This is a genomic window from Micromonospora sp. NPDC049240 (assembly GCF_040647835.1).
Classification (GTDB): domain Bacteria; phylum Actinomycetota; class Actinomycetes; order Mycobacteriales; family Micromonosporaceae; genus Micromonospora.
In genome coordinates, this window is the sequence record NZ_JBEZCX010000030.1 from 1 (window position 1) to 23,409 (window position 23,409).

Below are 23,409 nucleotides of genomic sequence, written 5' to 3' on the forward strand. Positions count from 1 at the left end.
CGCCCCTCGGCGCCCCCGCGCCCACGCGCCGCGCCCCCCCCCCGACCGCGCCGCCGGGGCCCCCCGTCTCCCTGCGGTTGATTTTTCCGGGGCCCCTCCTTTCACAGCTGGCCGGGGAAGAAGCCGTAGCGGGCCAGCGGCTCGACGATCTGGTGCTCCTCGTACGACAGGTGCGACAGCAGCGTGTCGGTGAGCAGGTCCACCGCGTCCTGGAGTTCGGTGAAGTCGCCGGGGGAGCGGATCAGTTCCACCAGCGCCCGGTCCACGCTCTCCACCACGTCGTGGATCACCACGTGTTCCTCCGTCAGGCGGTCCAGCACCGGCGCCAGCCCGCCGTCGGCCCGGCGCAGGTGCGGGAAGATGGAGGCGTCCTCCAGCCCGTGGTGCTGGGTCACCACGGTGCAGTAGGCCGCGCAGTAGGCGCCCAGCGTCCAGTTGTTCTGCCGCATGGTCATCTCGTTCAGCGCGGCCCGCGCCCCACCGGGCGAGACCGCGCCGCGCCTGACCTGGTCGAGCAGGTCGCGCACCTGGGCCAGCTCCCGGCGCAGGTGGTCGTGCACGTCCACCAGGTGCTGTCCGGCCGCCTGCCCGCCGGCCGGGTAGACCTGACCGGCCGGCGCCGGCGGGGCGGTCGGCCGGGTCGACTCGTCCCAGGGGCGGCGCGCGCTCAGGCGTACCCCGGGGTCGGGGGTGGGGGTGACCGCGAGCGCGGTCGGACCGCCGGTCGTGGCCTGCTCCCCGGCGACGGCCCGGGCGCCGCTGCCGGGCGTGGTGCGCTCGGCGGCGACCAGCTCCCGCACCGCCGGCGCCACCTCCTGCGCGAAGAGTTGGATGGCGCGTGGCTCGTCACCGGCGAGGATGAACGTGGTGATGCCGTGCGCCAGCGTGAGCCCGGCCAGCTCCTCCACCCACTGCTCCGGCGGCCCGGCGAGGAAGCCGGTGGACGAGCGGGCGAACGTGCCGTTGACGTTGAGCATCCGGCGGATCGCGCCCGGGTCCCGGCCGGCGGCCCGCGCGCCGTCGTCGACAAGCGCGTTGAGCGCCGGCAGGTCGTCCGGCCCGTTCGGCAGGTACGACAGCGACGGCAGCCAGCCGTCCGCGGCGCGCCCGACCAGCCGCAGCATCCGCGGCTTGTACGCGCCCACCCAGATGCCCACCGGATGCGCCGGGGCCGGCCCGCGTTTCGCCCCGACCACCCGGTAGTGCTCGCCGGGCAGGCGGATCATGTCGCGCCGGTCGGCGTCCCACACCGCGCGGATGACCCGGATCGCCTCGTCGAGCGCGTCGACCGCCGCGCCGGGGGAGAGCCGCCGCCCGCCGGCCGCCTCGATCCCGTCCCAGAACGCGCCCGCGCCGAGCCCCAGTTCGACCCGGCCGCCGGTGAGCAGGTCCAGGCTGGCGACGCTGCGCGCCAGCACCACCGGTTGGCGCAGCGGCAGGTTGAGCACGTTGCCGGCCAGGCGGATCCGGTCGGTGGCGGCGGCCACGTACGACATCAGCGTCCAGGTGTCCAGGAAGGCCGGCAGGTAGGGATGGTCCTGGAACGTGACCAGGTCCAGCCCGGCCCGCTCGCAGAGCGTGGCGAGCGCCACCACCTGCTCGGGTTGCCCGGCGGCCGGCGTGAGGAAGCTGCCGAAGGCCAGCTCGGGTCCGTGGTCGGTCATCCACCCGCTCCTCGCGCGATCTTGTCCGGTCCCGCCCACGGTAACGCCGCGGCCCGCCCGGCGTCCGCCGTCCCGCGACACGCCGGGCCGTCGGCGTCCGTGCTGCTCGGGGCGCCGGTGACCGGCCGGGGTGGCCGGTGACCGGGTTCCGTCGCCGCCGGTTGCTATGGTCACGGGTGCTTGGCTAAGACGTGAAGAAAGCGCGGATATGACCAACGATGCGTTCTCGGCCGCCGCGAGCCTCGACGAGCTGCTGACCCGCACGCAGCAGGCGTTGGCCGCGATGCGGTCCCGGGCCACCGTGCACGCCGACGGCGAGCCGGGCGACCTGCTGCGGGCCGAGGGCGTCGCGGCCGGCGGGCGGGTCCGCGCGGTCGCCGTCCAGGGTGGCCGGCTGGATTCCGTCGCGGTCGACCCGGAGCTGGCCGGGGAACCGCTGGAGGCGCTCTGCGGGCACGTCGTCGCCGCCGTCAACGCCGCGCTCGCCGAGTTGGACGCTCAGGTCAGCGCCTCGGCCCGGGCGGACGCCGACGCGCTCGCCGCCCGGCTCGGCGGGCTGCCCGACCAGGCGGAGCTGTTCAGCGCGACGATGCACGAGGTGGCCGCGCGGATCCGCCGCGACCGCGCCGCCGCGTCCCGCGCCGCACGCCCGGTCTGATCGGCGGTCAGCGCCCCGCCCCGCCCGTCCGTCCGGCCTGACCCGTGCCGCTCGTCCGTCCGGTCTGATCGGCGCTCAGCGCCCCGCGCCGCCCATCCGCCCGTCCGCCCGTCCGTCCGGCCTGACCGGCGGCAGCCGGTCACCGGAGACGACGGAGCGGCCGGCCGTCTCCGAGGATGACGACCGGCCGCTCGCGCTGCGGTCAGCTCAGGTTGACCGCGGTGTCGTCGACGACGAAGGACGTCTGGAGGGAGGCGTCCTCCACGCCGCTGAACGAGATGGTGGCGGTGGTGCCGGCCAGCGACGAGATGTCGAAGGACCGCTGCACGTAGCCGGTGGCCTTGTTCAGGTTGGAGTAGGTCGCCAGCGTGGTGCTGCCGGCCTTGACGGTCAGCTTGTCGTACGCGGTGCTCGTGGTGGACTCCGCGCTGTCGACGTGCAGCCAGAAGCTCAGCGTGGCCCGGCAGCCGGCCGGGATGCTGACCGACTGGCTGAGCGTGTCGGTGTGCGAGGAGCCGTAGCCGTCGAGCCACGCCTTGTACGAGCCGCCGTGCGCGGCCTGGCCGCTGTCGGTGGTGATGACGCCGGACGAGGCGGTCCAGTTCACGTTGCCCGACTCGAAGCCGGGGTTGGCCAGCTTGTTGCCGGAGCAGCCGCCCGACGGCGGGGTGGAGGTGGTCGGCGTGGGCGTCGGGGTGCCGCCGCCGGAGCAGGTCGGGTCACCCGACTGCGCCGGCACGCTGACCGCGTCCCAGGCCGCCTTGACGGTGTTGAACTCGGTGCAGCCGCTCGGGTAGAGGTTCTTCGCCGCCTGGAGCGTCCAGGTGCGGTACTTCAGGTACGACGAGGACGAGGTCTTCAGCAGCATCGCGTTGTACATGATCTTGATGGCCTTCTGGATGCCCAGGCCGGTCACGCTGCCGCCGTTGCAGGTCGAGCTGGACGGCTGCCCGTTGGTCGGGCTGTTGCCGTTGGCCAGCAGGTAGAACCAGTGGTTGCCCGGCCCGGCGGAGGCGTGCACCTCGCCACCGGGGACGCTGCTGGAGTAGCAGTTCGGGTCGCCGAGCGCCCCCGGGTTGTACATGTTCCGGATCGGGCCGGAGCCGACCAGGTTGATCTTCTCGCCGACCAGGAAGTCCGGTGCGTCGTAGCTGGACGGCTCGTTGGCGAACCACTCGGTGGCCGCGCCGAACGTGTCCGCCACGAACTCCTGGGTGCCGCCGCCGGAGATGCCACCGGGGGTGTGGTCGTCGATGCCGTGGCCGATCTCGTGGGCCACCACGTCGAGCGAGCCGATCCACTGACCGGCGGTGTTCTTGCCGATCTGGACCTGGGTGCCGTCGTAGTAGGCGTTCTGGTCGTTCAGGCCCACCCGGATCGGCCAGTAGCCGCCGTTGCCGTCGGCGCCGTTGCGGCCCAGCCACTGGTTGAGCATCTTGTGCTCGGTCTGGGCGGAGAACAGCGCGTCGACGCAGCCGGTCTCCTTGTTGGTGCCGGTGCCGTTGCCCCAGGCGTCGTCGGTGCCGCTGAACGTGGTGTTGTTCGCGGCGTCCTGGCAGCTGAGGTTGGTGACGGTCGGGTCCTTCATGGTGTACGTGCTGCCCGACTGGGTGGTGTTCAGCGTCAGCGGGCTGGGCCCGTTCCAGGCGCCGGTGCCGGTGCCGGCGACGATGTGCTCCTGCTTGCGCAGCACCGCGCCGGTGCGGGCGTCGACGTCCACGGTGAGCCGGCTGGCGCCGTCCGCGCCGGTGCCGCGCACGGTGGTCTCCCAGGCCAGCGTCGGGCTGGCGCCGAGCGTGTAGACCACGAGCGTGGTGCCCTCGACCGCGCTGACGGTCTTGAGCTGGGCGCGCGCCGTCTTCGCGGCGGCGGCCGAGGTCAGCTTCGGGGTGGTGGCGAGCGCACCGATCGGCCGCTGCTGGGCGACCGAGGCGTACTTCAGGTTGCCGGCGGCGTCGGTGGCGAGCACGAAGTCGCCGCCGACCACCGGCAGGCCCCGGTAGGTCCGCTCGTAGGGCACGTACTGGGTGCCCTCGGAGGAGATGACGGGCTTCTGCACGAACGCGTCGTCGGAGCCGGCCTGCAGGTAGGCGGGACGGTTCGCGACCAGCGCGCGGGCCGAGTCGGCGGCTGTCGCGCGGGCCTGGGCGGGGTTCGGGGCGGCGGGCCCGGGGGGCGCGGCCTGCACGGCCGCGGCGGTGCCGGCGGCCAGCACGCCGGCCGCGGCCGCGCCGGTGAGCGCGGCGAGGCGGGGTGAGAGCTTCAAGAGGGTGTGCTCCTGTTCCTAGGCGCGCCGCACGGAGCCCGGTGGGGACGGGCGGCGCGATGGTGCGAGGCGGGGTGACGGTCGGTCACCGGAGCTGCCGGCGTGGCTCCGGGTCGACAGATCGACCGTCCGGGCCGTCGGGGGTCGGCGGCTCGTTGGGTGCACAATCACACGGCGCGCGAGCCGGGAGCAATGGGTGACCGGGGCAACCGACAACTGCCGGACAGTCGGCCGTCGACGCGAATTCAGGAAGCCATGATCTTCAATAGCCCCTGATCAGGGTGAACATTGTCGTCCGTGGACGATGGTCGGTCCGAGATGCGAGGATTGCCGCTCTACGCAGCCTGTGCACATAGATTCAGCGTGAACGAGCGGCCGGGCCGGTCACGGTGGCAGGCGTGGGCCGGGCGCGCTCCGGGTACGAGGGCGCCATGAGAACGAGCACCACCGACCGCCCGACCCGCACGGGCGTGATCGCGGTCGTGGCCCACCGGAAGAAGACCTTCGGCGGCGGCCTGGACGAGCTGCGCGCCCGCCTCGTCGGCGCCGGCGTCGGCCGGCTGCTCTGGTACGAGGTGCCGAAGAGCCGCAAGGCGCCGAAGCGGGTCCGCGCGGCCCTCGACGAGGGCGCGGAGCTGGTGCTGGTCTGGGGCGGCGACGGCATGGTGCAACGGTGTGCCGACGCGCTGGCCGGCACCGACGTGCCGATGGGCATCCTGCCCGCCGGCACCGCCAACCTCTTCGCCGTCAACCTCGGCATCCCGGCCGACCTGCCCGAGGCGGTCCGGGTCGCGTTGCACGGCCCGCGCCGCCGCCTGGACCTCGGCCGGATCAACGGGGAGCACTTCGCGGTGATGGCCGGGGCCGGGTTCGACGGCGACCTGATCCGCGACGCGGACCGCCGGCTCAAGAGCCGGCTCGGCCGGGTCGCCTACGTCTGGACCGGGCTGCGGCACGTGCGCGGCGAGTGCGTGCGCACCCGCGTCCGGGTGGACGGCGCCGACTGGTTCGACGGCGAGGCGAGCTGCGTGCTGTTCGGCAACGTCGGCACCATCACCGGCGGCATCCCGGCCTTCGACGACGCCCGGCCCGACGACGGCGCGCTCGAGGTGGGCGTCGCCACCGCCAGCGGCGCCGTGGACTGGGCCCGCACGCTGGGGCGGATGGCCGCCGGGCGCTCCGACGAGTCGCCGTTCGTGCGGATCACCCGGGGTCGGAAGATCACCGTACGGTTCGCCGCGCCGAAGACGTACGAGCTGGACGGCGGCGCGCGGGGGACGGCGAAACGGCTCAAGGTCAAGGTGGTGCCGGGCGGGCTGACGGTCTGCTGCCCGGAGCCGGAGGACTGACCCGGCCGTCGACGCCGGCAACCGCGCCGGGCAGGATGCCGGCATGCGTGACGACGTCCGCGACTACCTCACCGACCTGGTCGAGCGTGCCCGCGGCGTGCTCGGCGACGACCTGACCGGCGGGTACGCGGCCGGTTCGGTCGGGTTGGGCGCCTACCATCCGGGGCGGAGCGACGTGGACGTGGCGTTGCTGGTCGCCGGCCCGGTCCCGGCCGCCGCGAAGCGGGCGCTGGTGGACCGGCTGCGGCACGAGGCGCTGCCCTGCCCGGCGCGCGGCCTGGAGCTGGTCGTCTACCGGCGGGACGTGGCCGCCTCCGGCACGCCCGAGCCGGGCTTCGAGGTGGAGCTGAACACCGGCGCCGCGATGGCGTTCCGGGCCACGTTCGACCCGGCCGACCGGCCCGCCGCCGACGGGCGGTTCTGGTACGCGCTGGACCGCAGCATCCTGCGCCAGTCCGGCCTGGCCCTGCTCGGCGCACCCGCCGCCGACGTCTTCGCCGACCCGTCCCCGGCGGCGCTACGGGCGCTGCTGGTGGACGCGCTGCGCTGGTGGCTGGCGCGGCCCACGCCGCCCGGCGACGGGCCGGCGCCGGGCGCCGAGGACGCGGTGCTCGGGGCCTGCCGCGCGCTGGTGCGCCACCGCGACGGGGTCTGGCTGGGCAAGGTCGACGCCGGCCTGCGGGTGGCCGCCACCGACCCGGACGCCGCGTTGATCCGGGCGTCGATCGCCGCCCGCCGCGGCGCCCCGCCCCCGGCCGGCCCGGCCGCCCGCGCGTTCCAGCGCCGCGTCCTGTCCTGCCTCACCGCCGGCGGCGACCCGCCCGACCGACCGGGGCGGACCGGGGACGGGATTAGGGTGGGGTCGGGAGGTTGGTGATCATGGGAGAGTTGAGCGCGTCGGTCCGGGCCGGGCTGGAGGCGGCGGTGCCCGGCGGGGTGAGCACCCGGGCCGCGGACCGGCTGCGGCTGGCCCACGACGCGTCGCACTACCTGCTGCACCCCGGCGCGGTGGCCACCCCGGCCGACGCCGGCCAGGTCGCCGCGCTGCTGACGCAGAGCCGCCGCTCCGGCACCCCGCTGACGTTCCGCTCCGGCGGCACCAGCCTCAGCGGCCAGGCGGTCACCGACCGGCTGCTCGTCGACGTCCGCCGGCACTTCCGCGACCTGACGGTGCTCGACGACGGGCGGCGGGTGCGGGTGCAGCCGGGCGTGGTGCTGCGGCAGGTCAACGCGCGGCTCGCGCCGCACGGCCGCCGGCTCGGCCCGGACCCGGCCAGCGAGTCCGCCTGCACGGTCGGCGGCGTGGTCGCCAACAACTCCAGCGGCATGACCTGCGGCACCGAGGCCAACACCTACCGCACGCTGGAGTCGCTGGTGCTGGTGCTGCCCAGCGGCACCGTGCTGGACACCGGCGCCCCGGACGCCGACGCCCGGTTGCGCGCCGCCGAGCCGGCGCTGCACGCCGGCCTGCTACGGCTGCGCGACCGGGTCCGCGGCAACCCCGACTCGGTGCGCCGGGTCCGCGCCCAGTTCGCCATGAAGAACACCATGGGGTACGGCGTCAACGCGTTCCTCGACCACGACGACGCGGCCGACCTGCTCACCCGGCTGGTGGTGGGCAGCGAGGGCACGCTCGCGTTCGTCGCGTCCGCGACGTTCCGCACCGTACCCGTGCACCGGCACGCCGCGACCGGCCTGCTGGTCTTCGACACCCTCAACGCGGCGATGGCCGCCATGCCGGCGCTGGTCGCCGCCGGGCCGGCGGCGGTCGAACTGCTCGACGCCGCCGCGCTGCGGGTGGCCCAGCGCGACCCGAAGGCGGACGATGCGCTGCGCGCCCTGACCGTGCGCGGGCACGCCGCGTTGCTGGTGGAGTGGCAGGAGTCCGCGCCGGACGCGCTGGCCGACCGGGTCGCCGCCGCCGGCCCGGTGCTGGCCGACCTGCCGCTGACCACCCCGGCCCGGCTCAGCGGCGAGCCCGCCGCCCGGGCCGCGCTGTGGCACATCCGCAAGGGGCTGTACGCGGCGGTGGCCGGCGCCCGCCCGTCCGGCACCACCGCGTTGCTGGAGGACATCGCGGTGCCGGTGGCGGCGCTCGCCGACACCTGCGCGGCGCTGGCCGACCTGTTCGGCCACCACCGCTACGCCGACAGCGTGATCTTCGGGCACGCCAAGGACGGCAACCTGCACTTCATGCTCAACGAGCGGTTCGCCGACGGCGCGGCCCCGGCCCGCTACGCCGACTTCACCGAGGAACTGGTCGACCTGGTGCTCGGCCACGGCGGCACGCTCAAGGCCGAGCACGGCACCGGCCGGGTGATGGCCCCGTACGTGCGCCGACAGTTCGGCGACGAGCTGTACGACGTGATGCGGGAGCTGAAGACGCTCTGCGACCCGCACGGGGTGCTCAACCCGGGCGTGCTGCTCAGCGACGACCCGACGGTGCACCTGCGGCACCTGAAGACCGTGCCGACCGTCGAGGAGGAGGTGGACCGCTGCGTCGAGTGCGGCTACTGCGAGCCGGTCTGCCCCAGCCGCGACCTGACCACCACGCCCCGGCAGCGCATCGTGCTGCGCCGGGAGATCGTCGCCGCCGAGGCCGCCGGCGACGCCGCGCTGGCCCGGGAGCTGACCGACGCGTACGACTACGACGCGGTACAGACGTGCGCCGTGGACGGCATGTGCGCCACCGCCTGCCCGGTGCTGATCAACACCGGTGACCTGGTCAAGCGACTGCGCGCCGAGGAGCAGGGCCGGGCGACGCGGGCCGGCTGGCGCGGCGCGGCCCGCCGCTGGGGCGCCACCACCCGGGGCATGGCCCGTGGGCTGGACCTGGCCGGCGCGCTACCGCCGGCGCTGCCCGAGGCGGCCACCCGGGCGGCCCGCGCCGTGCTGGGCGCCGAGCGGGTGCCGCAGTGGCGGCGGGACCTGCCGCGCGGCGGCACGCCCCGTCGGCCGCACCCGGCCGACGAGCCGGACGCGGTCTTCGTCCCGTCCTGCCTCGGCACGCTGTTCGCCCCCGCCGAGGGCGGGACCGGCGTGGCCGACGCGCTGCGCACCCTCGCCGACCGGGCCGGCGTACGCCTGCTCGTGCCGGATGGCGTCGGCGACCTGTGCTGCGGCACCCCCTGGTCGTCCAAGGGCCTCACCGACGGGTGGCGGGCGGTGCGGGACCGGGTGCCGGCGGTGCTGCGGGCGGCCAGCCGGGACGGCGCGCTGCCGGTGGTCAGCGACGCCGCCTCCTGCACCGAGGGCTTCGACCGGCTGCTCGCCGACGCCGGCGGGCTCCGCGTGGTCGACGCGGTGGAGTTCACGGCCACCACGCTGCTGCCGCGGCTGACCGTGCGCCACCGGCTGGGCTCGCTGGCGCTGCACCCGACCTGCTCGTCGGTGCGGCTGGGCCTGGACGACGCGGTGCTCGCGGTGGCCCGGGCGGTCGCCGACGAGGTGGTGGTCCCGGAGGGCTGGCAGTGCTGCGGCTTCGCCGGCGACCGGGGTCTGCTGCACCCGGAGCTGACCGCGTCGGCGACCCGCGCCGAGGCCGCCGCCGTCACGGCCCGGCCGTTCGACGGGTACGCCTCGGTGAACCGCACCTGCGAGATCGGCCTGACGCGGGCCACCGGGCAGCCGTACCGGCACCTGCTGGAGCTGCTGGCCGAGGCCACCGTCGGATCCGGCGGGGCTGCCGGGCACGGCGATCGTGTCTAGGCTCGGGCGATGCACCGGTCCCGCCTGTACGCCCTGATCATCGACGCGCCGAAGGAGTCGGCCGGGGAGGTGAGCGCGTTCTGGTCCGCCGCGCTCGGCGCCGAGGTGCGCACCGACCCGTCGGAGCCCGAGTTCACCGGCCTGGCCGACGTGGTGCCGGGCCTGGTCACCGCCGTGCAGGCGGTGGACGACACGCCCCGGCACCACCTCGACATCGAAACCGACGACGTGCCCGCCGAGGTCGAGCGGCTGCGCGGGCTGGGCGCCACCCCGGTCTCCCGCTGGCAGGACTGCCACGTGCTGCGCGCCCCCGGCGGTCACCTCGTCTGTGTCATCCCGGTGGCCAGCGACCCGGAGCTGTTCGAGGCCACCGCCAGCCGCTGGCCGTGACGGCCGGCGCCCCGACCCGTCGACGGGTCGGGGCGCCGGTCCTCGGTCACCTGGAGTAGGGCAGGGTGATCGTCGAGCGGTCGCCGGTGCCGACCGTGGTGGGGTTGTTGCCGATGGCGTTCCACACCTCGACCTTCACCGTGCCACCGGCCAGGTTGCCCAGCGCGCCGGTGGCCGAGGCCAGGCCCTGGGTCTGGCGGTAGCGCTCGAACCCGACGATCGGGTCGGTGGCGAAGTACCGGTAGGTCTCCACCCGGTCGAAGCTGCCGTCACCGGTCAGGTCGTACGAGACCCGGGCCTGGACGCCGTTGCCGACCGCGATGCCGGCGTCGACGCCCAGGTCGAAGGCGGTGGCCCCGCCGGTGTACGTGCCGGTCAGCCCGGTGGCGGTGAAGACCCGCGGGCTGGTCGGCGTCCCGTCGTGGTTGCCGTTCGCGGCGACGACGGTGACCGTGCCGGCCGGGCCGGCGGTGCCGTCCAGCCCGCCGCCGGCCGCCAGGTAGCGGGTCGGCTCCAGCGTCGGCGTCGAGGGGCTCGGGCTGGGGCTCGGGCTGGTCGGCGTCGGGCTGGCGGTGGTCGGGGTGGGCGTCGGGGTGGTCGGGGTGGGCGTCGGCGTGCCGGTCGGCGGGGGACCGGTCGGCACGGTCACGCCGCCGGTGGCGTTGCCGCCGCTCCAGGTGTACGCCCCGGAGGTGGCGGTCTTCCCGGCCGGCACGGTGAGCCGGGTGCCGTCGGAGAACGTGACGGTCAGCGGCGCGGCGGTGATGTTCGACGCCACGTAGGTGCGTGCGGTGCCCTTGCGGAACACCTTGGCCAGCGGGTGGTTCGCGGTGACCGTGGTGTCCACGTTGCCGAGCGCGGCCAGGTTGCGGATCCAGTGGAACGTGTGCGCCTTGCTCTCGCCCTCCTCGCTGGCGAACGTGCTGTTGGCCCGGAAGTTGCGCAACGCCTCGTCGCCGTCGCCGAGCGCCAGGAACTCCCAGATGATGTCCTGCCACACCGTCGGCGGGCCGTTCTTGTTGGTGAGCAGCTCGGCGTAGTTGGCCTTGACGTACTCGGGGTGGTCGCCCAGGTAGAGGTGGCCGCCGGTGATCGGCAGCATGTTGATGCCCTGGATCATCTCCGGCGCGGAGGAGAACCAGGTGGAGTACGCGCCGCCGTCGCCCCACACCATGCCGACGGTCTTGTGCCCGAAGCCGGCCGGGAAGTTCTCGTCGTGCACGTCGAACCAGTATTCCGAGATGGCCGCCGACTGCGTGGTCCACAGGTAGACGCCGGCGTCCCGGACGGCGGTGTCGCCGGTGGCCTGTCCCCACTGGATCAGGGCGTTGGCGAAGTTCATCCCCTCCGAGGAGGACTCCTGGTTGTTGCCGGCGAAGAACGGCGCCAGGCCGGAGGCCCAGTCGTGGCCGGCGTAGATGTCGAAGTCCCGCAGGTACGGGAAGCGCCCGTCGGCCCGGTCGTAGTTGTTGGCGTCGCGGATGAGCAGGTCGACCATGCCGCCGTAGCGGGTGTCGTCGGCCCAGCCGGGGTCGAACTTGGCCACCGTGGCCGCCGCGGCGACGAAGTAGCCGTAGTGGAAGTGGTGGTCGTTGAGGTCCTCGTCGGAGCCGTACGAGGCGGGGTAGCCGATCAGCGTGCCCCAGTTACGGTCGTAGTAGAAGAGCTGGCCGGTCTCGCCGGAGCCGGCGGTGAGCCAGTTGGTGAGCCGGGTCTTCATGGCCGCCACGGCCGCGTCACGGACCGTGGTGATCCCGAGCTGGTCGGCGATCTCGGCGATCCGGGCGGCCCGGCCGAGGCCCTTGCCGGCCCAGTAGGTGTCCTTGCCGCTGATCCCCTCCGGGTTGGCCAGCTCGGCGTTGAGGTAGTTGGTGACCGTGCTCAGGTCCGCGCCGGCGGCGTCGCCGACGGCCGGCACCTCGGGCAGCACACCGGTGAAGCGCATGGTGGTGGTGAACGACGGCACGCCGGCGAGCACCCGCATGGCGCCGCGGGGCGAGACGTACGTCGGGGTGATCGGCGTGGCGCCGGTGAGGCTGCGCCACTGGTGCGGGTAGAGCGCCACCACCGTCTTCGTCTCGGTGCCCTCGCGGGGCGTGGTGGTGAACGCGTACGTGGTGCGCACCGAGCCGGTCGCCGGGTCGTAGGCGTAGCTCATCCGGGTGCCGGTGACGTGCGCGTGGGCGTACCGGCCGTAGGTGTCGGCCAGGGCCGCCTTGTCCGCGCCGCCGGGCAGCACCGCCACCGAGAAGTAGCCCTTGCCGGCCAGCGTGGAGCTGATGCCGGCACCGTTGACGGTCCAGCTCGACCCGGTCGGCCCGTACGCGACGTAGTCGTGGCCGTTGACGGTGAAGCCGATGGTGGCGCCGGAGTTGCGCCACACGGTCGGCGTCGCGGTGGCGGTGAGCTGCGCGGCGCCGCCGCCGGTGACGGTGTAGTAGCTGAACGGCAGGCCGTGTCCGATGGTGGCCCGCATGCTGCGGTTGCCGTCGCTCCAGTCGGCGGTGACGGTCCAGTCGGTCCAGCCGGCGGCCTTGACCACCGGCGCGGCCAGCCCGGCCACCCCGACGCGGACGTCCTCGGTGTACGGGTAGTGGTACTCGCCGACCCCGGTCGCGGTGCCGCTGATCGCCGGTGTGGTGGTGTAGGACAGCCCGAGCCCGTTGTTCTCGGCCTTGAACGCCAGCGGGTGGGCCTGGAGGTTCTCACTGGTCCCGCAGTTGTTGCGCTTCCAGATCAGCGAGGACCACCAGTCGTTGGTGGGAATCGCACCGGCCGGCGCGTCGGCGGTGGCGAAGATGCGGGGATTGGTGCTGACCGTGCCGCAGCCCCTGGGCAGCACGGCCCCGGGCGGCAGCGTCTCGGTGTAGCTGCCCGCGCCGACGGTGCCGGCGGTGGCGGTGCCGCCACCGCCGACCACGACGCCGAGCAGGCCGGCCGCCAGCAGGGACGCGGCGGCGAGGGCGATGGCCCGGCGGCGCCGGGGAGTGGACGGGAGCGGGGTCGGCGGCGGTGCGGCGCCGGGGGAGACGTCCCGCAGGGGGAGTGTCATGGAGGTCCCCTTCAGAGGAGAAGGTGGTGTCCGGATGGTGGTCCGACGGCTGAGAGAGCGCTCTCTTGAGAAGCGAGATTAGGTTCCGGTTACGCGTCCGTCAATGTTTTGTTGCCCAAGAGAGCGCTCTCTCGTCCCCACCAACACCCCCACGAGCGCCCCCTTTTTTCCGGAAAGAGTGACTATCCGGGCCCGGATAGTCACTCTTTCCGGGAATTTGGGTGGGGCGGGTGGGTCAGGCGGCGGGGGCCAGGCGCTGCGGGGTGGTGGTGGGTGGCGCGTCGGTCGCGGACGACCCGGGGCAGGCGGCGCTCAGCCCCATCTGTGCGGTGTCCCAGGCGGCGCACGGCCAGGCCGCGCCGGCGCAGCTCGGGCTGGCGCACGCCCGATCCTCGTCCGGCTGGTGCGCGTCGGCCACCGCGGCGGACAGATCCCACAGCAGTGGGTCGGTCACTTCCGCCGGACGGGCGGCGGCGCGGGCGGTGCTGGATTCGGACATGGTCGATCCCCCCTGTGGTGAACGGCCCCCACCTGTTTCCGGAACCGGCCCCCGGCAAACCTGCGGATGATCGGGACGGGGCATAGGCTGGCCGGCGTGGCGCGGTACTACGACCTGCATCCGGACAACCCCCAGCCCCGGGTGATCCGGCAGGTGGTGGACCTGCTCCGGTCCGACGGCGTGATCGTCTACCCGACCGACTCCTGCTACGCGCTCGGCTGCCGGCTCGGCAACCGGGCCGGCGTGGAGCGGATCCGGGAGATCCGGCGGCTCGACGAGCGGCACCCGTTCACGCTGGTGTGCCGCGACTTCGCCCAGCTCGGTCAGTTCGTCAAACTCAGCAACGCGGTCTTCCGGCAGGTCAAGTCCGTGATCCCGGGCAGTTACACGTTCCTGCTGCCGGCGACCTCGGAGGTGCCGCGCCGGTTGCAGGACCCGCGCCGGCGGGTGGTCGGCGCGCGGGTGCCGAAGCACACCGTCACCCAGGCGCTGCTCGCCGAGCTGGGCGAGCCGCTGCTCTCCAGCACCCTGCTGCTGCCCGGTGAGGCGGAGCCGATGACCCAGGGCTGGGAGATCAAGGAACGCCTCGACCACCTGGTCGAGGCCGTGGTCGACGCCGGGGACTGCGGGCTCGAACCGACCACCGTGGTCGACCTGTCCGGCCCGGAGCCGGAGATCCTGCGCCGGGGCGCCGGCGACCCGTCCCGCTTCGAGTAGCGATCGGTCCGTTCCGCCGCACCGGGCCCACGAGGTGCGGCACGGTGGTTCCGGCGGACGGTGACGGGGGTACGGCGTGGACGCACTGGTGCTGATCGGCGTGCTCGGCGCCACCGTGCTCGTCGGTACCACCATCGGCGGCCGGTACAGCGTCGCGCCGCCGGTGCTGCTGATCGCCATGGGCGCGCTGCTCGGCCTGCTGCCCCCGTTCGAGAACGTGGTCCTCGAACCCGAGGTGGTGCTGGTGCTGTTCCTGCCGGCGATCCTCTACCGGGAGAGCCTGGTGATCAGCCTCCGGGAGATCCGGGCCAACCTCGCGGTGATCGTGCTGCTGGCCGTCGCGCTGGTGATCATCACGATGGTCGCGGTCGCGTACGTCACCCGGGCCCTCGGGGTGGAACCGGCCGCCGCCTGGGTGCTCGGCGCGGTCCTGGCGCCCACCGACGCCGCCGCCGTCGCCGGCCTGGCCAAGCGGATGCCGCGGGGCATCCTCACCACGCTGCGCGCGGAGAGCCTGGTCAACGACGGTACGGCGCTGGTGCTGTTCGCGGTGGCGGTGGGCGTGATCGCGGGCGGGAAGGTGCCCGGGGCGCTCTCGCTGACCGGGCAGTTCGTCGGCAAGTCGCTGGGTGGGGTGGCCGCCGGGCTGCTCGTCGGCGGGCTGGTCGTGCTGATCCGCAAACACGTCGACGACGCGATGCGCGAGGGCGGGCTGAGCATCATGACCCCGTTCGTCGCGTTCCTGCTCGCCGACGCGGTGCACGCCAGCGGCGTGCTCGCGGTGGTCGTCTCCGGCCTGCTGCTGTCGTGGGCGGGCCCCCGGGTGATCCGGGCCCGCTCCCGGGTCACCGCGTACGCGTTCTGGGACCTCTCCACCTTCATGATCAACGGCAGCCTGTTCGTGCTGCTCGGCATGCAGGTGCCGCGTTCGCTGCGCAGCATCACCAGCCACCCGCCGGTGGCGTCGTTCGGCATCGCGGTGCTGGTGGCGCTGGTCGTCGTGGTCACCCGACTGGCCTGGGTGCACCTGTCGGTCTCGGCGTTGCAACGCGTGGACCGGCGGGAGTCGCGGCGGTCGCGCCACTTCGACGCCCGGATGCGTACCGCGGCGGGCTGGGCCGGGTTCCGGGGCGCGGTCTCGCTCGCCGCGGCGCTGGCCGTGCCGGTGACCACGCACGCCGGCACGCCGGTGCACGAACGTGACCTGATCATCTTCGTCACCGTGGTGGTGATCGTGCTGATCATGGTGGTGCAGGGCACCACGCTGCCCGCGGTCGTGGGCTGGGCCGGCCTGACCGGCGACCGGGAGCGCGCGGACGAGATACGGGTGGCCCGGATCCGGGCCACCGAGGCGGTGCTGGAGGCGCTACCGGGAACCGCCGCGGAGCTGGGCGTCGCGCCGGGCACCGTGGAGCGGCTCCGCGCCGGTTACCAGGACCACCTGGACGACGTCCGCAACCCGCGCGACGAGGCGACGGACCGGGAGCGGGAGCTGGCCCGGCGACTCCAGTTGGAGATGCTGGACCGCAAGCGTCGGGAGGTGACCCGGCTGCGCAACACCAACCAGATCGACGAGGCGGTGCTGCGGGAACTCCAGGCGGCCACCGACATCGAGGAGCTGCGCCTGCTCGGCCCCGAGCTGGAGGACTGAACGGCGCGTCGATCGCCAGCCCCGCCCCCGCCCCCGCTCGATTCACGGAAGGAGTGGCTGTCCGGGCCCGGACAGCCACTCCTTCCGTGGAACAGGGGGAGAGGGATCAGCCGGCGGTGCAGCTCGCGGTGCCCGCGGGGGCGGTGCCCGTCCCCTGGAACCCGAACTCGGTGCTGCCGCCGGCGCCGACCTGGCGGTTGTAGTCGACGTTGCGGAACGTCACCGCGCCGCTGGAGCCGCTGGCCTGCGCGCTCCACGCGTTGGTGACCGACGAGCCGGAGGGCAGCGTCACCGACACCGACCATCCGTTGAGCGGGCTGCCCCCGGCGGTGACCCGCACGGTGGTGACGAAGCCGCCCTGCCACTGGTTGGTGGTCAGCGTCGCGGTGCAGGCGCCGGCCGGCGGGGGCGTCGACGGCGGCTCCGACGTGGGCGGCGTGGTGGTGGGCGGCGTGCTCGTCGGCGGCGTCGTGGTCGGCGGGGTGCTGGTCGGCGGCGTCGTGCCACCGGCGTTCAGCGCGTTGAGCACCGACGTGTACGCCGCCTTCTTGTTGCCGTTGCCGTCGAACAGCAGCGGCGTGCCGCTGGCCCGCCACGAGTCGCTGTCGCGGATGCCCCAGACCGTGATGCCGTTGCAGCGCGCCACGGCCAGGCAGTCCTTGACCACGTTGCCGTACGTGGTGGCCTGGGTGCTGCCGGAGCCCTCGATGTCCAGCTCGGTGATCTGCACGTCGACGCCGAGGTCGGCGAAGTTCTGCAGCGTGGTGCGGTAGTTGCCCGGGTAGGGCGAGCCGCTGTTGAAGTGCGACTGGAAGCCGACGCAGTCGATCGGCACGCCGCGGGCCTTGAAGTCCTTGACCATGTTGTAGACGCCCTGCGTCTTGGCCCAGGTCCAGTTGTCGGTGTTGTAGTCGTTGTAGCAGAGCTTGGCGCCCGGGTCGGCGGCGCGGGCGGTGCGGAAGGCGACCTCGATCCAGTCGTTGCCGGTGCGTTGCAGGTTGGAGTCGCGCCGGCCGCCGTTACTGTCGTCGAACGCCTCGTTGACCACGTCCCAGGCGTAGATCTTGCCCTTGTAGTGCGTGGCGACCTGGGTGATGTGGTTGACCATGGCGTTGCGCAGCGCGGTGCCGGACAGGTTCTGCGCCCAGCCCGGCTGCTGCGAGTGCCAGGCCAGCGCGTGCCCGCGCACCCGCATGCCGTTGGCCTGGGCGTGCGCCACGATCCGGTCGGCGCTGCTGTAGTTGAACTGGTTCTGGGACGGCTCGGTGGCGTCCCACTTCATCTCGTTCTCCGGCGTGACCATGTTGAACTCGCGGTTCAGGATGCCGACGTACGTGCTGTCGGACAGCTTGAACGCGGCCACCGCGGTGCCGAAGTAGCGGCCCTGTTCCGCCGCCGACGCGCCGAGCGTCGTGCCGGCGCTGGCGCTTGTCGCCACCGCGATCGTCGCGGCCACGGCCGCGGCTCCGGCCACGATCGACACCACCGCGGCACGCGGACGCGACCGGGCTGCCGCGCTTCCGCTGTCGCGGGCGAGCACCTTGTCCATGTGAAAGCCTTTCCTAGCTTGGGCGAATGGGAGGTCGCCCCGACCACCGCCCGTCACGGTGTCGGCTCGTGCGCGGCCGCCCGGAGGCCGCGCGGGATGGGGAGTGACTCCCCGCCACCGTGGGTCGATCGAAGCAGATCCCTGGCCGGAGAGCCTACCGGAATCATTCCGAAAACTTAACGCCGTCGATACCCGAGTTTGCCCGGCGCAGCCGGCGGCCGAGCGCGTGAAGATGCGGCTCGGGCGGTCGGCCCGATCGGCGTGCCGGCTCCGGAAGTTTCGGCGCCGGGCATGCCGAGGCGACCCGGTCGCGCCGCTGTCCGGCACCGGACGGCGGCCGGCGCTTGAACACCGGCGGGCCGGGGTCGATGCTGAACGGAATCGACTTCCACCGATGGAAGGATCCTCCGGATGCGCCGACCGTCGCTCGTCGTCCTCGTCCTCACCGCCCTGCTGGCCGCCACCCCGGCCGCCGCCCGTGCCGCCGCGACGACGCCGCCACCGGCGCCGTCGACGCTCGCCGAGGCGCGCACCGTCGGCACCGCCTGGGGCCACGACCCGGCCACCGGCCGCCTGACCGTCACCGTCGACGACACGGTACGCGGGGCCGCGCTGGCCGCGGTGCGCCGCGCCGCCACCCGATCCGGCGCGGTGCTGCGGCACGAGCCCGGCCGGCTGCGCCCGCTCATCGCCGGCGGCCAGGCGATCTACAGCGGCGGCGGGCGCTGCTCGCTCGGCGTGAACGTCCGCAGCAGCAGCGCCTGGTACTTCGTCACCGCCGGACACTGCACCACGCTCGGCGCGACCTGGTACGCCGACAGCGCCCGCACCACGGTGCTGGGCAGCCGGACCGGCAGCAGCTTCCCCGGCAACGACTACGGCGTGGTCCGCTACACCGGCACGGTCACCCATCCCAGTGCCGTGTACACCTACCCGGGCCAGGTGACCATCTCCGCCGCCGGCAACGCGTACGTCGGGCAGGCGGTCTGCCGCAGCGGCGCCACCACCGGCGTCCGCTGCGGCTCGGTCACCGGACTGAACGCGACAGTCAACTACGCCGAGGGCAGCGTCACCGGGCTGATCCGCACGAACATCTGCGCCGAGCCGGGGGACAGCGGCGGCCCGCTCTACGTGGCGGCGACCGGCACGGTGCTCGGGATCCTCTCCGGCGGCAGCGGCAACTGCACGAGTGGCGGCACCAGCTACTACCAGCCGATCCTGGAGATCCTCGCGGCGTACGGCCTCAGCATCCCGTGACCGGCGCGGGCCGGGCGGGCGCGGACCGACCGCCCGGCCCGGCGGGCACCCGGGTCAGTCGTCGCCCGGCACGGCCATCTCGCCGAGGCGCGACCAGTCCTGCTGCGGCACGGTCGCGTTGACGACCCGTGGCGTCTCGACCAGGTGCGGCGGCAGCGTGCGCTGGGCCTCGCGGAAGTGTGCCGACTGCACGTGCGCGGCGCCGGCCTCGTCGTCGCGGAACGCCTCGACCAGCACGTACTCGGTGGGGTCGGCCAGGCTGCGGGACCAGTCGAACCACAGACAGCCGGGCTCGGCCCGGGTCGCCTCGGTGAAGTCGGCCGCGATCCGCGGCCAGCGGTCGGCGTCGGACGGCCGGACCCGGAACTTGGCGGTGATGAAGATCATGGGTCCAGGCTACCCAGGCCGGGCGCCCCGATCCCTGGTCACCGGCCCCAGCAGCTCGCCCGCCGCCGGTCGGTGAACGCGGAGGGCATCGGGCGCGTCTACCGATCGGTAGCCTGACCCGGTGACCGTCTACGCCCTCGCGCAGCTCACCGTCCACGACCGGGCGCGCTACGACCGCTACGTCGCCGCCTTCCTCCCGGTGCTGGCCCGGCACGGCGGCCGGCTGCTCGCCGCCGACACCGCCCCCCGCGTGGTGGAGGGCGACTGGCCGCACGACAAGGTGGTGCTCATGTCCTTCGACAGCCGGGAGGACTTCGAGCGCTGGTCCGCCTCGCCGGAGTACCAGGCGATCTCCCGGGACCGGGAGGCGGCCACCGGCGGGGTGGTCCTGCTGCTCGACGGGATCGGCCACGCCTGGCCGGCCTGACCGACGCCACCGGCGGGCCCCGGGCGGCCCCTCGGTGAGCTAGGGTTTACCGGTCCGTCGAGGATCGGAGTGGTCATGGCAGGTGACGACGACATCTCCGGGTGAGAGCCCCGGACGGCCGCCGACGCGCGCATCCCGCGCCGTCGCCGCGGCCCCCTTCGTCGTCCCCTGTCCACGCCGGCGCACCGCGCCCGCGGCTCTCCCTCCTGAGGTTGATCATGTCCGACGCCTACGTCGTCAGCTCCGCGCTCTCCTTCTCCTGGCCGGACGACACACCGGTCCTCACCGACCTGACCTTCTCCGTGCCCGGCGGCCGTACCGGCCTGGTGGCGCCCAACGGCAGCGGCAAGACCACCCTGCTGCGGCTGATCGCCGGCGAGCTGCGCCCGACGGCCGGCGCGGTCACCGTCCGGGGCGTGCTCGGCTACCTGCCCCAGCACCTGCCGTTCGCCGTCGACCAGACCGTCGCCCAGGTCCTCGGCGTCGACCGGGCCGTCGCCGCGCTGCACGCCATCGAGGCCGGCGACGCCCGCGAGGAACACTTCACCGCCGTCGGCGACGACTGGGACGTCGAGGAGCGCACCCACGCCGAGCTGGACCGCCTCGGCCTCGGCGGGCTGGCCCTGGACCGCCGGCTGGGCACGCTCAGCGGCGGTCAGGTGATCTCCCTGGGGCTGGTCGGGCAACTGCTGCGGCGGCCGGACGTGCTGCTGCTCGACGAGCCGACGAACAACCTCGACGAGGCGGCCCGCGAGCGGTTGACGGCGGTGCTGCGCGGCTGGACCGGCTGCCTGCTGGTGGCCAGCCACGACCGGGCGCTGCTGGACGAGATGGACCGCATCGCCGCGTTGGCCCCCGACGAGCTCCGCTGGTACGGCGGCGACTTCACCGCGTACGAGCAGGCCGTGCGCGCCGAGCGCGAGGTGGTTCAGCGGCAGGTCCGCGGCGCCGAGCAGGACCTCAAGCGGCAGAAGCGCGAACTCCAGCAGGCCCGGGAACGCGCCGCCCGCCGCGCCGCCACGGCCGCCCGTAACCTGCCCGACGCCGGGCTGGCCCGGATCGTCGCCGGTGGCCTGAAGCGGGACGCCCAGGTCTCCGCCGGCCGGGCCGCCGAGACGCACGCCGCCCGCCTCGGCGACGCGCAGCACCGGCTGGACCAGGCCAGCCGGGCCGCCCGCCAGGACGACAAGATCGTGATCGACCTGCCCGACACCGCCGTGCCGGCCGGCCGGACCGTCTTCCACGGCGAGCGGCTGTGCGCCGAGTACGCCGGCCGTCAGGTGTTCGACGGCATCGACCTGACCGTCCGGGGGCCGGAACGGATCGCGCTCACCGGCGCGAACGGCACCGGCAAGTCCACACTGCTGCGCCTGGTCAGCGGTGACCAGCAGCCGACCGCCGGGACCGCCACCCGGGTCGAGGGGCGGGTGGCGTACCTGTCGCAGCGGCTGGACCTGCTCGACCCGGCGCGTACCGTCGCGGAGAACCTGGCCGCCTTCGCACCCGGGCTCGCCGACGCCGAGCGGATGAACCTGCTGGCCCGGTTCCTGTTCCGGGGCGACCGGGTGCACCTGCCGGTCCGCGTGCTCTCCGGCGGCGAGTTGCTGCGCGCCACCCTGGCCTGCGTGCTGAACGCCGAGCCGGCGCCGCAGTTGCTGCTGCTCGACGAGCCCACCAACAACCTCGACCTGGACAGCGTGGCCCAGTTGGCGGGCGCGCTCGGCGGCTACCGGGGAGCGCTGCTGGTGGTCAGCCACGACCCGCGGTTCCTGGCCGACCTGGGGGTGGACCGGTGGCTGCGGCTGGCCGACGGCGCCCTGACCGAGACCGGCGGCCCGGAGCGGTAGCCCGTCAACCTTCGGCGCGCAGGTAGGCGAGCACGGCCAGCACCCGGCGGTGGGTGTCCTGGTCCGGCGGCAGGTCCAGCTTGGCCAGGATGTTGCCGACGTGCTTGCCGACCGCCGCCTCGGTCACGTGCAGCCGGGCCGCGATCGCGCCGTTGGAGTGCCCCTCCGCGACCAGCCCCAGCACCTCCCGCTCGCGCCGGGAGAGCGCGTCGAGCGGGTCGCGGGGGCGGCGCAGCAGGTGCCGCACCACCTCCGGGTCGACCGCGGTGCCGCCGGCGGCCACCCGGCGCAACGTGTCGGCGAACTCGGCGACGTCGGCCACCCGGTCCTTGAGCAGGTAGCCGACCCGCCGGCCGTCGCCGCTGTCCAGCAGCGCCGCCGCGTACCCGCTCTGCACGTGCTGGCTCAGCACCACCACCGCGAGATCCGGCCGCTCCGCGCGCAGCGTGACCGCCGCGCGCAGGCCGTCGTCCCGGTGCTCCGGCGGCATCCGGATGTCGGTCACCAGCAACTCGGGCCGGTGCGTGCGGACGGCGTCGAGCAGCGCCGGTGCGGAACCGACCGCGGCGGCCACCGCGAACCCGAACCGGGTCAGCAGGCCGACCAGACCCTCCCGGAGCAGGACCTCGTCCTCGGCGAGGACGACCCGGATCACGGACGGCACGGCAGCTCCACCCGCACGAGGGTAGGCCCGCCCGCCGGGCTGGCCAGCAGCAACCTGCCGTCCACCGCGGCCACCCGGTCGGCGAGCCCGGTCAGGCCGGTGCCTCGCGCCGGGTCGGCGCCGCCCCGGCCGTCGTCCTCGACCTCCACCACCAGGAGGTGGCCGGTCCGGGTCAACCGCACCACGGCGCGCGTCGCGTGGGCGTGCCGGGCCACGTTGCCCAACGCCTCGGAGACCACGTACCAGGCGGTGGTCTCGACCAGCTCCGGCACCGGGCGGGGCAGCTCCGCGCGTACGGTGACCGGGACCGTCGAGCGGGCCGCCAGGTCGCCGACCGCGCCGGCCAGCCCCAGTTCGGTGAGCTGCGGCGGGCGGAGGCCCTGCACGATGCCGCGCAGCGTCACCATCAGCTCCTTGGCCTGCTCGTGCGCCAGGTCCAGCGGTCGTGCCGCCGGCGAGTCGTCCGGCACGTCGAGGCGGGCCAGCCCGAGCTGGAGCGTGAGGCTGGTCAGCCGCGGCTGCGCGCCGTCGTGCACGTCCCGCTCGATGCGGCGGCGTTCCGCCTCGTACGCGCCCATCAGTCGGGCCCGGGACCGGGTCACCTCGCGCAGCGCGGTGGCGTCGGGCGCGTCGTCGAGCAGCCACCGGGCCACCGCCGCCTGCCCCGCGACCAGCAGGCCGGCGAGGTAGCCCAGGGCCGGCACGGCGAGCACACCGGCGACCGCGTACGGGACCGCCCCGGCCGGGGAGTCGACGGTGGCCCAGACCAGCACGATCCGGTCCTCGCCGCCGGCCAGCCACGGGCCGGCGACGAGCGCCGCGTCGAGCAGCACCAGCAGCGCGAACGTGCCGTACGCCACCGGCACCACGGTGCCCAGCCAGCCGGCGTACGCGACCTCCCGCCAGGCGGCGGCGCCGGTCCAGCGGGCGGCCGGGCCACGCCGCCCCGGCGCGCGTACCGGCCGGCGGTCGACCAGGCCGAGCCGCCACCGCTCGACCGCCGCCACCGGCGCGCCGACCAGCGGGGCGACGGCGAGCCCGGCCAGCGACACCAGGGTGAGCACGACCAGGACCGGGACGTCGACCGGCCGGCCCTGCCGCAGCGCGCTCACCACCAGCAGCAGCGGCGCGGCGAGCACGCCCGCCGCCACCGCCAGCACGCCGGCGACCGGCAGGGTGGTCACGGCGTACGCCAGGGCCCGCCACGGCCAGGCGGAGCGCAGGTATCGGCGCCGGCGCAACGCCCCGGCCAGGTACGACGGTCGGTCCACGGTCATGGGCTGACGCTAGCCAGGCGGCGGCCGGCCGGCCCAGCCCTCCAGAC

At 74.4% G+C, this 23,409-nt stretch carries 18 protein-coding genes; 10 read left to right on the top strand and 8 right to left on the bottom strand.

Annotated elements, in window-relative coordinates; genetic code table 11:
* Window positions 1–101 precede the first annotated feature (101 nt).
* Window positions 102–1,664 carry an LLM class flavin-dependent oxidoreductase gene (locus tag AB0B02_RS30080; RefSeq protein WP_357306110.1) on the bottom strand — a complete coding sequence of 521 codons (1,563 nt, stop codon included), beginning with the start codon at window positions 1,662–1,664 and terminating at the stop codon, window positions 102–104.
* 208 nt (window positions 1,665–1,872) lie between these two features.
* On the opposite strand from AB0B02_RS30080, the gene AB0B02_RS30085 reads away from it, so the two are divergent.
* Window positions 1,873–2,322 (top strand): YbaB/EbfC family nucleoid-associated protein, encoded by a 450-nt coding sequence (locus AB0B02_RS30085; protein ID WP_281941528.1) that lies wholly within the window; start codon window positions 1,873–1,875, stop codon window positions 2,320–2,322.
* 202 nt (window positions 2,323–2,524) lie between these two features.
* Here AB0B02_RS30085 and AB0B02_RS30090 read toward each other — a convergent pair whose 3' ends face one another.
* Window positions 2,525–4,588: a M4 family metallopeptidase gene (locus AB0B02_RS30090; RefSeq protein ID WP_281941526.1), complete on the bottom strand. Its 2,064-nt coding sequence runs from the start codon at window positions 4,586–4,588 to the stop codon at window positions 2,525–2,527.
* Window positions 4,589–5,019: 431 nt separating this feature from the next.
* Between AB0B02_RS30090 and AB0B02_RS30095 the strand changes: the two genes are divergently transcribed.
* Genes AB0B02_RS30095 through AB0B02_RS30110 form a run of 4 tightly spaced genes read left to right on the top strand, consistent with a single transcriptional unit; the run spans window position 5,020 to window position 10,035 of the window.
* Complete coding sequence (locus AB0B02_RS30095) at window positions 5,020–5,937, top strand: diacylglycerol kinase family protein (RefSeq protein ID WP_281941524.1); 918 nt, start codon at window positions 5,020–5,022, stop codon at window positions 5,935–5,937.
* A 43-nt stretch (window positions 5,938–5,980) separates the two neighbouring features.
* Window positions 5,981–6,814, top strand: a complete 834-nt coding sequence (locus tag AB0B02_RS30100; protein ID WP_357306115.1) for a nucleotidyltransferase domain-containing protein — start codon at window positions 5,981–5,983, stop codon at window positions 6,812–6,814.
* 2 nt (window positions 6,815–6,816) lie between these two features.
* Complete coding sequence (locus AB0B02_RS30105) at window positions 6,817–9,645, top strand: FAD-binding and (Fe-S)-binding domain-containing protein (RefSeq protein WP_357306118.1); 2,829 nt, start codon at window positions 6,817–6,819, stop codon at window positions 9,643–9,645.
* Window positions 9,646–9,654: 9 nt separating this feature from the next.
* Complete coding sequence (locus AB0B02_RS30110) at window positions 9,655–10,035, top strand: VOC family protein (protein WP_281941517.1); 381 nt, start codon at window positions 9,655–9,657, stop codon at window positions 10,033–10,035.
* 46 nt (window positions 10,036–10,081) lie between these two features.
* On the opposite strand, the gene AB0B02_RS30115 is transcribed toward AB0B02_RS30110, so the two are convergent.
* Window positions 10,082–13,087: a glycosyl hydrolase gene (locus AB0B02_RS30115; protein WP_357306122.1), complete on the bottom strand. Its 3,006-nt coding sequence runs from the start codon at window positions 13,085–13,087 to the stop codon at window positions 10,082–10,084.
* A gap of 235 nt (window positions 13,088–13,322) precedes the next feature.
* On the bottom strand, window positions 13,323–13,586 hold the full coding sequence (locus AB0B02_RS30120) for a hypothetical protein (protein WP_357306125.1): 264 nt from the start codon (window positions 13,584–13,586) through the stop codon (window positions 13,323–13,325).
* A 96-nt stretch (window positions 13,587–13,682) separates the two neighbouring features.
* On the opposite strand from AB0B02_RS30120, the gene AB0B02_RS30125 reads away from it, so the two are divergent.
* Complete coding sequence (locus AB0B02_RS30125; RefSeq protein WP_357306128.1) at window positions 13,683–14,303, top strand: L-threonylcarbamoyladenylate synthase; 621 nt, start codon at window positions 13,683–13,685, stop codon at window positions 14,301–14,303.
* A 76-nt stretch (window positions 14,304–14,379) separates the two neighbouring features.
* Entirely contained in the window at window positions 14,380–15,954 is a 1,575-nt protein-coding gene (locus AB0B02_RS30130; protein ID WP_281941509.1) for a Na+/H+ antiporter, read from the top strand.
* 106 nt (window positions 15,955–16,060) lie between these two features.
* Here the strand turns inward: AB0B02_RS30130 and AB0B02_RS30135 are convergent, their stop codons facing one another.
* A complete protein-coding gene (locus AB0B02_RS30135; RefSeq protein WP_357306131.1) occupies window positions 16,061–17,503 on the bottom strand; it encodes an endo-1,4-beta-xylanase in 1,443 nt (480 codons plus the stop codon).
* Between the two features lie 411 nt (window positions 17,504–17,914).
* Between AB0B02_RS30135 and AB0B02_RS30140 the strand changes: the two genes are divergently transcribed.
* Window positions 17,915–18,760 (top strand): S1 family peptidase, encoded by an 846-nt coding sequence (locus AB0B02_RS30140; RefSeq protein WP_281941506.1) that lies wholly within the window; start codon window positions 17,915–17,917, stop codon window positions 18,758–18,760.
* A gap of 54 nt (window positions 18,761–18,814) precedes the next feature.
* Here the strand turns inward: AB0B02_RS30140 and AB0B02_RS30145 are convergent, their stop codons facing one another.
* The gene (locus tag AB0B02_RS30145) at window positions 18,815–19,147 is read right to left on the bottom strand and encodes a putative quinol monooxygenase (RefSeq protein ID WP_107158076.1); all 333 of its coding nucleotides are present in this window, start codon (window positions 19,145–19,147) and stop codon (window positions 18,815–18,817) included.
* Between the two features lie 121 nt (window positions 19,148–19,268).
* On the opposite strand from AB0B02_RS30145, the gene AB0B02_RS30150 reads away from it, so the two are divergent.
* Complete coding sequence (locus AB0B02_RS30150) at window positions 19,269–19,574, top strand: DUF1330 domain-containing protein (protein WP_281941503.1); 306 nt, start codon at window positions 19,269–19,271, stop codon at window positions 19,572–19,574.
* A 218-nt stretch (window positions 19,575–19,792) separates the two neighbouring features.
* The gene (locus AB0B02_RS30155; protein WP_357306136.1) at window positions 19,793–21,421 is read left to right on the top strand and encodes an ABC-F family ATP-binding cassette domain-containing protein; all 1,629 of its coding nucleotides are present in this window, start codon (window positions 19,793–19,795) and stop codon (window positions 21,419–21,421) included.
* Window positions 21,422–21,425: 4 nt separating this feature from the next.
* On the opposite strand, the gene AB0B02_RS30160 is transcribed toward AB0B02_RS30155, so the two are convergent.
* The gene (locus AB0B02_RS30160; RefSeq protein WP_357306139.1) at window positions 21,426–22,085 is read right to left on the bottom strand and encodes a response regulator transcription factor; all 660 of its coding nucleotides are present in this window, start codon (window positions 22,083–22,085) and stop codon (window positions 21,426–21,428) included.
* Window positions 22,073–23,362 (bottom strand): histidine kinase, encoded by a 1,290-nt coding sequence (locus tag AB0B02_RS30165; RefSeq protein ID WP_281941495.1) that lies wholly within the window; start codon window positions 23,360–23,362, stop codon window positions 22,073–22,075. The genes AB0B02_RS30160 and AB0B02_RS30165 overlap by 13 nt, the downstream gene beginning before the upstream one ends.
* Window positions 23,363–23,409: the final 47 nt, after the last annotated feature.

Bases quoted from the DNA above. Each gene is read 5' to 3' on its own strand.
- AB0B02_RS30080 (WP_357306110.1), bottom strand. From the start codon at position 1,664: ATGACCGACCACGGACCCGAGCTGGCCTTCGGCAGCTTCCTCACGCCG.
- AB0B02_RS30085 (WP_281941528.1), top strand. From the start codon at position 1,873: ATGACCAACGATGCGTTCTCGGCCGCCGCGAGCCTCGACGAGCTGCTG.
- AB0B02_RS30095 (WP_281941524.1), top strand. From the start codon at position 5,020: ATGAGAACGAGCACCACCGACCGCCCGACCCGCACGGGCGTGATCGCG.
- AB0B02_RS30100 (WP_357306115.1), top strand. From the start codon at position 5,981: ATGCGTGACGACGTCCGCGACTACCTCACCGACCTGGTCGAGCGTGCC.
- AB0B02_RS30105 (WP_357306118.1), top strand. From the start codon at position 6,817: ATGGGAGAGTTGAGCGCGTCGGTCCGGGCCGGGCTGGAGGCGGCGGTG.
- AB0B02_RS30110 (WP_281941517.1), top strand. From the start codon at position 9,655: ATGCACCGGTCCCGCCTGTACGCCCTGATCATCGACGCGCCGAAGGAG.
- AB0B02_RS30115 (WP_357306122.1), bottom strand. From the start codon at position 13,087: ATGACACTCCCCCTGCGGGACGTCTCCCCCGGCGCCGCACCGCCGCCG.
- AB0B02_RS30120 (WP_357306125.1), bottom strand. From the start codon at position 13,586: ATGTCCGAATCCAGCACCGCCCGCGCCGCCGCCCGTCCGGCGGAAGTG.
- AB0B02_RS30135 (WP_357306131.1), bottom strand. From the start codon at position 17,503: ATGGACAAGGTGCTCGCCCGCGACAGCGGAAGCGCGGCAGCCCGGTCG.
- AB0B02_RS30140 (WP_281941506.1), top strand. From the start codon at position 17,915: ATGCGCCGACCGTCGCTCGTCGTCCTCGTCCTCACCGCCCTGCTGGCC.
- AB0B02_RS30145 (WP_107158076.1), bottom strand. From the start codon at position 19,147: ATGATCTTCATCACCGCCAAGTTCCGGGTCCGGCCGTCCGACGCCGAC.
- AB0B02_RS30155 (WP_357306136.1), top strand. From the start codon at position 19,793: ATGTCCGACGCCTACGTCGTCAGCTCCGCGCTCTCCTTCTCCTGGCCG.
- AB0B02_RS30165 (WP_281941495.1), bottom strand. From the start codon at position 23,362: ATGACCGTGGACCGACCGTCGTACCTGGCCGGGGCGTTGCGCCGGCGC.